The following is a 10,058-nucleotide window of genomic DNA, read 5'->3' as shown; positions in this document are numbered from 1 at the left end:
TCGCGGCTGGACAGCGCCCGAGAGCACGACACCCGATGCCTCGCACACCGACTGACACCACCTTTCCGTCCGTGCCCCCGTCTTCTGGGACGGAGGCACGGAGCGGCTGTTCCTCAATCAGCCAGGGAAAGGGCGACGCGGCGCTCCTGAAGATTGATCGACGTGACGACGACGGAGTAGTGATCCCCGACCTGTACGGAGTCCAGCTCCGCCGCCGGGCACTCCGCCTTCGGGAGGAGACCTGAGATGTCCTCCTGGACCTCCAGGAACAGTCCGATCGGGGTGATCTTCTCCACGACCCCGGTCAGTGTTGCCCCGAGTTGTGTTGCGGCAAAATCCAGAAAGGGATCGTGCTGCAGTTCCTTGAGGGACAACGAGACCTGGTCGCGTTCTGTGTCGACACTGAGGACAACCGCGACGACCTCTTCGCCGACCTGAGCGACCTGTTCCGCGTGGGTAAACCGCTTCCACGAAAGATTGGGAGCCGTGACGACGCCGGAAGCCCCGTCGAGGTCGACGAAGAGCACTGTGGCAGCTGCGGATGTGACTGTCCCCCTGCAAACCGCCCCCGGTTGCAGATCGTCGATTCCTGGCATCAGTCCTCCCACTTGTATCCCATGTGGAAATTCCACCATTTAGGTTTCCCTTCGATGAAGGAATTGAATAGCGGAATCTTCTCCTGGGGGATGAGCCATTGGTACTCTCCTGGTTTGTTGTCGTGAGTTCTCCGGTATTTCTCAGGCGGGAAAGCTTCGTTGAAGCCTTCCTTCATGGTGAACTCGTGGTAACCATCCTCGTGAGTACCTTGACTGGCGTATTTGTGAGCCACACCCTCAGTCTCTCCCAGATAGGCGGTTCCTTCCCCGCCCTCCGGGGTGTCGGGATGCAGATCAGGGTCGAGGCCGTCGGCCTCGCGGGCACGGTTGCCCCGCGCCGGCGCACGATAGAGCTTGAGCGGCTCCTCGTCCGGACACCTTGGCGAGAGCCCGAGAGGGTCGATCCAGTGGGACGGGTTGTCGACGTAACCGGCCGGATTCGGATCCGGCGCGAGCCCCCGGGGATCAGGAGTGAGATAGCGACCCGCTTCCGGGTCGTAATGTCGTAGGCAGTTGTAGTGCAGCCCCGTTTCGGGGTCGTAGTACTGGCCTGGGAAGCGGAGTGGGGTGTAGGCGGTGCTGTCGGTGTGCCAAGTGGTGGTGCCCCAGAGGGTGGAGCGGGTGCGCCAGGCAATGTCGCCGTCCTCGGAGATCAACTCCGTGGGGGTGCCGACGAGGTCGGTGACTATCGCGTAGAAGCGGGAGTCGATTTCCTGCTGGGTGGTCTCGTCGGTGAGGCGCTCCGCCTGGGTGAGGGGGGTGAAGCCCTTGTGGTCCCAGGTGAGGGTGACGGGGTGGCGGAGGGCCGGGTTGGTTGTCGTCTGCTCGATGAGGGTGGTGCCGTCCCAGGTAAAGGTGACGGTTTCGACTTTTGCGTCGCCTTCCATGCGGTGCTTGGCCGTGCGACGGCCCAGGGGGTCGTACTCATAGCGCCAGACAGTGCTGTCCGGGGTTGTGACCTCGGTGAGGCGGTCTTCGGCGTCCCAGGTGTATTGCCAGGTGTCCGGCTTCTTCGAAAGGCGGGTCCTCTGGCGGAGGGTGATACGGCCTGCTGCGTCGTGTTCGTAGCGGACCTTGCCCGCCGACGTGATGACCGTGCCCTCATAGGTCCGGGGGCCGATGGCATCGGGAGCCGCGTGGGTTGTAGGCCAGCTGGCTTCTGTCTGGTTGCCAGCGTCGTCGTAGGCGTACAGCTCGGTCCAGCCGCGGGCGTGGACGGCGGTGACGCGGCCGATCGCGTTCAGGTCGAACGTGGCCCGGCCGGAGAGCTGGTCCTCCACACCAGTGAGGAAGCCGTCCGGGCGGTAGGCGTACTCCCTGCGCTGGATCGTCGACTCCGGGGTGGTCACGGATAGGGCTTGCAGGCGGCCTGCCGGGTCCCACACCTGGGAGAGGGTGAGGCCTGCGTCGCCGATGTGGCGTTGTGTTTCGCGGCCTGCGGCGTCGTGGGCGAAGACGAGTGTGTGGCCGGAGGCCGTCAGCGAGGTGCGGTTGCCCGCCGCGTCGTACGTACCGGTGGAGACGGCTCCCGTGGGGGTGACGCGGCGGGTGCGGCGGCCCAGCGCGTCGTAGTTGTGGGTGAGGGCGCGGCCGTTGACCAGTTCGGTTTTGACGCGGCCGAGCTTGTCGCGCTGGTAGCGCAGTTCGGCGTCTGGGCCTATCGCCTCCAGTAGGCGGCCTGCCGGGTCGTAGGCGTACGTCGCCACCGCGCCGGCCGCGTCCTTGCGGGCTGTGCGGCCGAGAGCGTCGCGCTCGTAGCTGATCTCCTCGCCGAGGGGCGTGACGCGGCGGACGAGTTCCCCCGCCGCGTCGTGCTCGTACCGCTGGGTACGGTCGTCGAAGTCCGTCTCCGCAATCAACCGACCCGCAGGATCGTAGGTGTAGTCCCACGTCAGGCCCTGGGGGTTGGTCACACGTGTCATGTGGAGATCGGCGTCGTAGGTGAAGTCGTAGCGGACGCCGTCCGGGCCGGTGCGGGCGGTCAGCATGTCGAAGTGGGTGTATTCGTAGCGGGTCTCGCCGCCGACCGCGTCCACGTGCCGGGTGCAGTTGCCCTCGCCGTCCCACTCCCAGCGTTCGGTCGCGCCGTCCGGCGTGGTGCGGGACGTCAGACGGCCTTCAACCGTCCAGGTCATCGTGGTCACCGCACCCAGGGGGTCCACCAGGCGTACCGGGCGGCCGAAGGCGTCGCGTTCGTACCGGGTCACCCCGCCCAGCGGGTCGGTTACCTCCATAGGAAGGCCCACCGCGTCACAGCGGATCCGCGTCGTCGCGCCCAGGGGGTCCGTCACCACTGCGAGGTGGCCGTGGCCGTCGTACGAGTAGCGTGTTGTGTGGCCCGCGGGGTCGGTGAGGGCGGTGCGGTTGCCGTGGTCGTCCCACTCCTGGCGCCAGACCGCGCCATCGGGTTTCGTCGTCGTGATCGGGCGGCCGAGTTGGTTGCGGGTGGTCGTGACCGTCGTGCCGTCGGGGCGGCGGACCGCAGCCAGACGGCCCTCCTCGTCGTAGGTGAACGTCGTCCGTCGGCCCAGCGCGTCGGTGTGGGAGAGCGGGCGATTGAAGGCGTCCCGTTCGGTGGTGGTGCGGTGGCCGAGGGGGTTGATTCGGCCGACGGTCTGACCTTGTTCGTTGAACAGGTGACGTGTCGCATGCCCGGCGGCCGTCGTCACCGTCGTCACCCTGTGGGAGGTGGCGGTGTCGATGCCGTCGTAGTCGATGCGGACCTGCATATGGCCGGCCGTGCCGCCTTCGGCGATGACGCGGTGCAGGTTGTCGTAGACGTAGTCGTAGCGGCGGTCGTTGGTGTCGGTCCAGGCGAGGACCCGGTCCTCGTCGTCGTACTCGAACCTGAGCGGCAGACCGGAGGAGTTGATGACCTCCGTCAGATTGCCGTCCGTGTAGCCGTAGCGCAGCACCGTCGTGTCGCCGTCCGCGCCGGCGAGGGCCAGCGCCGTCACGCGGTCGCCTTCGACCGTCAGCTTCACCACATAGCCGCCGCTGTGCACGAGACGGGAGGGCGCGCCGGTCTCCAGGTCGTACTCGAAGGTGATGCTGTTGCCGTTGCGGTCGATGATCTGCTCGATCCGGGCCGCGCCATTCTCGGAAGCGCCGCCCTCCGGGGGCGCGAAGTGCCGCACCCAGCCCGTATCGGGCTCCGTCAGCGTGTAGCCGCCGTCCGGTGTGCGTTCCAGCGGCATGCGGGACGAGCCCGCCGAGGGGAGGGTGGGGACGCCGGGAGCCGGATGTGCGTACGACAGCAGACGGCCGTCCTCGGCGACGAAGACGACACCCTCCGCGTCGACTTCCAGCCGCTGGTCCACCGTTGAGGACCACGAGGGGCCGAACCAGTGGCCCAGCCGGTAGCCGGACTCCACATGACGGGTGAAGGCGAGAGGGAGTGCACCCGGCAATTCCAGATCGGTCTGGGCCAGGAACATCCGTCCGGTCGCCAGATCGATGGGGTCGGTGTCCCCGGTGCAGCGCCTGTTCGGCGGTGTGCTCGACGGGCCCTCGCCCTTCTCCGTGAGCGCCCTACGACTCTCCGCCGCCTCCTTCGCCACCTTTCCCGCGCGCCCCGCCTTCGTCGCCGCGCCCACGCCCTTGGTGCCCAGCAGTTCCGGGATGAGGCGGCCCAATCCCTCGGCGGGGTCCTTTTTGAAGGCGTCCAGCATGGCCTTGCCCGTGCCGACGGGGTCGTTGGCGGCGCGCATGATGCCGGTGACGGTCGAGTTGAGGTTGGTGACGTACTCGGCGGGGTGGGTGATGTTGTAGGGGTCGGTCGGGTTGACGCTGCGGACGAAGGTGACCAGCCCCGCGGTGCCCTTGACGATGCCGCCCGAGAGGTGGACGGCGTCCAGGCGCAGCCCGGTGAGGCCGTCACTGGCCTGTTCCCAGTAGTCCGGCTTGGGCGGGGCCGCGTCGCGGGCGGCCTGGACCGCCTTCTGGGCGACGCCCGCGGCCGTGTTGCGCTGGGTGCGGGCCCGCGAGAGCTGTTCTTGGGCCTCGTCCTTCTTGTCGTCCTTGTATTTGGCGATCGCCTCGCGGGCTTGGGACTGGGCCCGCTCGACGGTGTGGGCGAAGTCCTCCAGCGCTCCGGCTGCCTTCTCGCAGGCGTCGGCGGCCTTGGACCACTTGGCGGGCTCCAGGCCGACCTTTTCCCAGAAGGCGTCGGCAGCCTTGCCCTTCAACGTGCCCTGGGGCAGCTTCTTGAGGCCCTTGGCGACGTTGTCGAACGCGGTCTTGAAGTCCTGCAGATGCTTGGCCGTCGAGCGGATCCTGCTGGGACTGCCGAAGATCAGCTTCTTGGGGTCCTCGGTCTCGTCCAGCTGGAACTCGGCGGTCTCCGCGCCCATCGCGTTCGCCGCGGAGCGGGTCTTGTCCCGCGTCCAGTCGGCGCCGCTCTCCCAGCCGATGTCGTCCATCCGGTCGGCGGTCCAGTTCCCGCCGCCCTCGACCAGGTCGCCCGCGCCCTCGACGAGGTCCTCGCCCTTGTCCTCGATGGAGTCGGGTACGAAATCCCGCCAGCCCATCAGCCCTGGCCTTCCTGCTGCTGTGCTGCCCGCTCCTCGGGTGAGGGGCCGAACCACGCGTCGCGCTTGGCCTCGACCTCTTCGTCACTCATTCCGGTGGCGTTTTGGGCCATGTCCGTGTACATGCCGCCGCGACCCTTGGTGGTCAGCTCACGCGCGGTGTCCTGCCAGTCCTGGCCGATGTCCTCCTTGGCCTGGCGCAGGGAGTCCATGCTGTAGTCCGGCTTGTACGGCGCCACCAAGTCGCCCCAGTCGCTGTTGACGATCTCTTCCTCGGTGGCGTGCGGGTTGCCGGTGAGTGAGTTGAGGCCGACCTTGAGCGCCCCGGCCGCGTACTGGTCCTCCTCGTGCGCCATGCCAGCCGACAGGCCGAGCTTCTGGGCCAGCGCGTTGGCGTTCTGCACCAGGGCGCGTACGCCCCACTCCCACTTCTCGCAGAAGTCCTCGAAGTCGGCCGACAGGCCGTGGTGGCCCATCTCCATCCCGGTCAGGGACAGCTCCTCGAAGCCCGCGCCCTGGAGGGACGAGGTGGCCGAGCTGCCGGACTCCTTGAGTTCGTCGATGGCGCCCTTGAGTCCCTTCTCGATCAGATCGAGGGACTCCTTGTTCCACTTGATGCCGTCTGCGCTCTTGCCGTCGCCCATCAGGCGCCCTCCCCCTTGCCGGCACCGCCCACGGCCACCTCGTCCGGGACGATGCCCGGCGCGGGCGGGAAGAGCATGGAGCCGTCCTGATCCGCGACGTCGACGGCGACGCCCGTGGGTCCGTCGAAGGCGGGCACGACGGCGTCGAGCAGCCGGGCGCCCAGTACGGAGACGTACTCCCATTCCTGGCCCGGTGTGCCGCCGCTGCCCGGCTGAGCGGTGAACCGGGCCAGCGCCGCCTCGTCGGTGAACGCGAGGATCCAGCGCACCCCGCCGAAGGACCGCGTCAGCAACCGCTCGCCCTCTTCCCCCGCAGCCGCGTCCGAGTCCGCCCGCGGCACCAGTACCGCCGCGCGCCGGAACTCGCCCACCAGCGCGCCGGGGTCCCCGGTCCCCTCGCGCGTCGCGGCGATCTCTTCCCGAAGCTCCATCCCCGGTCCCCCCTCGTCGTGTGCGCTCCCCCTCGTTACCGACCGGTCTCTTCACTCAAGCAGGACCCGGGGTCGTCACGCAACGCCACAGTGCGGCACCGGTAAGTGATCCTTCCCTCATTTGCGCACGTCAGCCAGGGTGTCTGTGATAATGGGGCGGAGAGCAGATATCGGTGAATCGGTCCGTGCGTGAGGGCGGCTCGTGTGCTAGAGGGCCGATTGGCGACCGCTCTGCCCTCTATGGCACACTGTCCAGGTTGCTCGGTTGAGTGCCGATGCTGCGCGCCTCCCGCCGGGAGGACCGGAAGCGAGTCCCAGGTATTCGTCGCCTCTTATCAGGGGCGGAAGTACGGGAATCTTCCGGGAAGCGTAGGAGGGGCTTCCAGCCAGGCACCCGGTGGGTTTCCTCCCCCGGCTTCTCCTCTCACGGAACCCCTGAGGTCCGCCACGGCCCTGAGGGGGCGCACTTTTGCGCGTACGCATCCGTATGAGAAGGAAGCCGACACGCCCGACCGCGTGGGTCGAGCGTCGAGTACAGGGTCGGGGGCTGTGAAGCCAACGGGGTTCCAGAGCGTTACGAGAGACAGGACTACGAAGTAGCCATGGCGGGACAGAAGATCCGCATCAGGCTCAAGGCCTACGACCACGAGGTCATCGACAACTCGGCGAAGAAGATCGTCGAGACGGTGACGCGTACTGGCGCGTCGGTCGCCGGCCCGGTGCCGCTGCCCACAGAGAAGAACGTGTACTGCGTCATCAAGTCGCCGCACAAGTACAAGGACTCGCGCGAGCACTTCGAGATGCGTACCCACAAGCGTCTGATCGACATCCTCGACCCGACCCCCAAGACCGTTGACTCGCTGATGCGCCTGGACCTTCCGGCCGGCGTCGACATCGAGATCAAGCTCTGAGGGGTGTCGTAGAGATGGCTAAGCAGATCAAGGGCGTCCTGGGCGAGAAGCTCGGCATGACCCAGGTCTGGGACGACAACAACCGCGTTGTCCCCGTGACCGTCGTCAAGGCCGGGCCGAACGTCGTGACCCAGGTCCGCACCGCAGACAGGGACGGCTACGAGGCCGTCCAGATCGCCTTCGGCGAGATCGACCCGCGCAAGGTGAACAAGCCCCTCAAGGGCCACTTCGCCAAGGCCGACGTCACCCCCCGCCGCCACCTGGTGGAACTGCGTACCTCCGACGCGTCCGAGTACACGCTCGGCCAGGAGCTGAACGCGGACACCTTCGAGGCCGGCGTCAAGGTGGATGTGACCGGCAAGTCGAAGGGCAAGGGCTTCGCCGGTGGCATGAAGCGCCACGGCTTCCACGGCGGCAAGGCCTCGCACGGTGCCCACCGTGTGCACCGCAAGCCGGGCGCCATCGGTGGCTGCGCCACCCCGGGCCGTGTCTTCAAGGGCACCCGGATGGCCGGCCGGATGGGCAACGAGCGGGTCACCACCCAGAACCTGACCGTCCACGCCGTTGACGCGGAGAAGGGCCTGCTGCTCATCAAGGGCGCAGTCCCCGGTCCGAACGGCGGCCTCGTCCTGGTCCGTACCGCGGCCAAGGGGGCTTGAGGAACCGATGAGCACCATTGACATCCTTTCGCCGGCCGGCGACAAGACCGGGACCGTCGAGCTCCCCGCGGAGATCTTCGACGCGCAGGTCAGCGTTCCGCTGATCCACCAGGTCGTCGTCGCCCAGCTGGCCGCGGCCCGCCAGGGCACGCACAAGACCAAGACCCGCGGCGAGGTCCGCGGCGGCGGCAAGAAGCCGTACCGCCAGAAGGGCACCGGGCGCGCCCGTCAGGGCTCGACCCGTGCGCCGCAGTTCGCCGGCGGTGGCGTCGTGCACGGCCCCGTGCCGCGCGACTACTCGCAGCGGACCCCGAAGAAGATGAAGGCCGCCGCGCTGCGCGGTGCCCTCTCCGACCGGGCCCGCCACGGCCGCGTCCACGTCGTCTCCGGCGTGGTCGAGGGCGAGATCTCGACCAAGGCCGCGAAGGGCCTGTTCGGCAAGATCAGCGAGCGGAAGAACCTGCTGCTGGTCGCCGAGCGCACCGACGAGGCCGCCTGGCTGTCCGCCCGCAACCTGCCCCAGGTGCACATCCTGGAGCCGGGCCAGCTCAACACCTACGACGTGCTCGTCTCGGACGACGTGGTCTTCACCCGGGCCGCGCTCGAGTCCTTCGTTGCTGGCCCGCAGGCCCACACCGAAGGGAGCGACGCCTGATGGCTACGCGACACCCGAGCATTGCCTCCAAGGCAGCGAAGGCCGCGAAGGCCGCCCGCGTCGCCAAGGCCGCCCGCCGTGCGGCCGACGGTCCGGGCCCGGTTGCGCCGGCCGACCCGAGCAAGACCTTCTCCGACCCGCGCGACCTGCTGCTGCGGCCGGTCGTCTCGGAGAAGAGCTACGCGCTGCTGGACGAGAACAAGTACACGTTCATCGTCGACCCGCGTGCGAACAAGACCCAGATCAAGCAGGCCGTCGAAGAGGTCTTCTCGGTCAAGGTCGCCGGGGTCAACACGATCAACCGCCAGGGCAAGCGCAAGCGCACCCGCACCGGTTACGGCAAGCGCGCAGACACCAAGCGCGCCATCGTGACCCTTGTCGAGGGCGACCGTATCGACATCTTCGGCGGCCCGGCCTCCTGACGGGGGCCAGGTCGTTCAGAAGTCCTGAATCTTCCGAGGACTGAGAAATGGGTATCCGCAAGTACAAGCCGACGACTCCGGGCCGTCGCGGCTCATCCGTCGCCGACTTCGTCGAGATCACGCGGGACACGCCGGAGAAGTCGCTGGTCCGCCCGCTGCACAGCAAGGGCGGCCGTAACAACGCCGGTCGTGTGACTGCACGCCACCAGGGTGGTGGCCACAAGCGCGCCTACCGCGTGATCGACTTCCGTCGGCACGACAAGGACGGCGTGCCGGCGAAGGTCGCGCACATCGAGTACGACCCGAACCGCACCGCGCGTATCGCGCTGCTGCACTACGTGGACGGCGAGAAGCGCTACATCCTCGCCCCGCGCGGCATTCAGCAGGGCGACCGCGTCGAGAACGGCCAGGGCGCCGACATCAAGCCGGGCAACAACCTGCCGCTGCGCTACATCCCGGTCGGTACGACGATCCACGCGATCGAGCTGAAGCCGGGCGGCGGCGCCAAGTTCGCCCGCTCCGCCGGTGCCTCGGTGCAGCTGCTGGCCAAGGAGGGCCGGATGGCCCACCTGCGTATGCCGTCCGGTGAGATCCGGCTGGTCGACGTCCGCTGCCGCGCCACTGTCGGCGAGGTCGGCAACGCCGAGCAGTCGAACATCAACTGGGGCAAGGCCGGCCGTATGCGCTGGAAGGGCGTTCGCCCGACCGTCCGCGGTGTGGTCATGAACCCGATCGACCACCCGCACGGTGGTGGTGAGGGTCGTACCTCCGGTGGCCGCCACCCGGTTTCGCCGTGGGGTCAGAAGGAGGGGCGTACGCGCTCGCCGAAGAAGGCCAGCAACAAGTACATCGTCCGCCGCCGCAAGACGAACAAGAAGCGCTAGGAGGCGGGTTTAGATGCCGCGCAGTCTCAAGAAGGGGCCCTTCGTCGACGACCACCTCGCAAAGAAGGTGGACGCCCAGAACGACGCGGGCACCAAGAACGTCATCAAGACCTGGTCTCGCCGCTCGATGATCGTCCCGGCCATGCTGGGCCACACGATCGCGGTGCACGACGGCCGCAAGCACGTCCCGGTGTTCGTCACCGAGTCGATGGTCGGCCACAAGCTCGGCGAGTTCGCGCCGACCCGCACCTTCCGCGGCCACGTCAAGGACGACCGCAAGTCGCGTCGTCGCTGACGGGCGGGGTGTGTAGATCATGACTGACACCG

The 10,058-nt window shown here is 67.9% G+C and carries 10 protein-coding genes; 6 read left to right on the top strand and 4 right to left on the bottom strand.

Translation table 11 applies throughout. From position 1 onward, the window contains the following. Positions 1-113 precede the first annotated feature (113 nt). From KBY19_RS15935 to KBY19_RS15920, 4 genes are read right to left on the bottom strand one after another with little or no spacing between them, the layout of a single operon-like run. Positions 114-596 (bottom strand): S1 RNA-binding domain-containing protein, encoded by a 483-nt coding sequence (locus tag KBY19_RS15935; RefSeq protein WP_210956789.1) that lies wholly within the window; start codon positions 594-596, stop codon positions 114-116. Continuing rightward, on the bottom strand, positions 596-5,125 hold the full coding sequence (locus tag KBY19_RS15930) for a putative T7SS-secreted protein (protein ID WP_247691019.1): 4,530 nt from the start codon (positions 5,123-5,125) through the stop codon (positions 596-598). Before KBY19_RS15930 ends, KBY19_RS15935 begins: the two co-directional genes overlap by 1 nt. Further along, on the bottom strand, positions 5,125-5,769 hold the full coding sequence (locus KBY19_RS15925) for a hypothetical protein (RefSeq protein WP_180289731.1): 645 nt from the start codon (positions 5,767-5,769) through the stop codon (positions 5,125-5,127). Before KBY19_RS15925 ends, KBY19_RS15930 begins: the two co-directional genes overlap by 1 nt. Next, positions 5,769-6,200: an SseB family protein gene (locus tag KBY19_RS15920; RefSeq protein ID WP_099883469.1), complete on the bottom strand. Its 432-nt coding sequence runs from the start codon at positions 6,198-6,200 to the stop codon at positions 5,769-5,771. Before KBY19_RS15920 ends, KBY19_RS15925 begins: the two co-directional genes overlap by 1 nt. Positions 6,201-6,802: 602 nt before the next feature. On the opposite strand from KBY19_RS15920, the gene rpsJ reads away from it, so the two are divergent. From rpsJ to rpsS, 6 genes are read left to right on the top strand one after another with little or no spacing between them, the layout of a single operon-like run. Next, positions 6,803-7,111: a 30S ribosomal protein S10 gene (gene rpsJ / locus KBY19_RS15915; protein ID WP_016473429.1), complete on the top strand. Its 309-nt coding sequence runs from the start codon at positions 6,803-6,805 to the stop codon at positions 7,109-7,111. 14 nt (positions 7,112-7,125) lie between these two features. After that, entirely contained in the window at positions 7,126-7,770 is a 645-nt protein-coding gene (gene rplC, locus KBY19_RS15910; protein ID WP_099883470.1) for a 50S ribosomal protein L3, read from the top strand. A gap of 7 nt (positions 7,771-7,777) precedes the next feature. Beyond that, positions 7,778-8,425 carry a 50S ribosomal protein L4 gene (gene rplD / locus KBY19_RS15905; RefSeq protein WP_099883471.1) on the top strand — a complete coding sequence of 216 codons (648 nt, stop codon included), beginning with the start codon at positions 7,778-7,780 and terminating at the stop codon, positions 8,423-8,425. Then, the gene (gene rplW, locus KBY19_RS15900) at positions 8,425-8,847 is read left to right on the top strand and encodes a 50S ribosomal protein L23 (RefSeq protein ID WP_099883472.1); all 423 of its coding nucleotides are present in this window, start codon (positions 8,425-8,427) and stop codon (positions 8,845-8,847) included. Before rplD ends, rplW begins: the two co-directional genes overlap by 1 nt. 47 nt (positions 8,848-8,894) lie before the next feature. Next, entirely contained in the window at positions 8,895-9,731 is an 837-nt protein-coding gene (gene rplB / locus KBY19_RS15895; RefSeq protein ID WP_099883473.1) for a 50S ribosomal protein L2, read from the top strand. A gap of 13 nt (positions 9,732-9,744) precedes the next feature. After that, positions 9,745-10,026, top strand: coding sequence for a 30S ribosomal protein S19 (gene rpsS / locus KBY19_RS15890; RefSeq protein WP_099883474.1), 282 nt, complete (start codon positions 9,745-9,747; stop codon positions 10,024-10,026). Positions 10,027-10,058 lie beyond the last annotated feature (32 nt).

It is taken from the genome of Streptomyces sp. B15 (genome assembly GCF_018070605.1).
Classification (GTDB): Bacteria; Actinomycetota; Actinomycetes; order Streptomycetales; family Streptomycetaceae; genus Streptomyces; species Streptomyces smyrnaeus.
The sequence above is the reverse complement of the archived record's forward strand: the minus strand, read 5'-3'. Positions and strand labels throughout refer to the sequence as shown.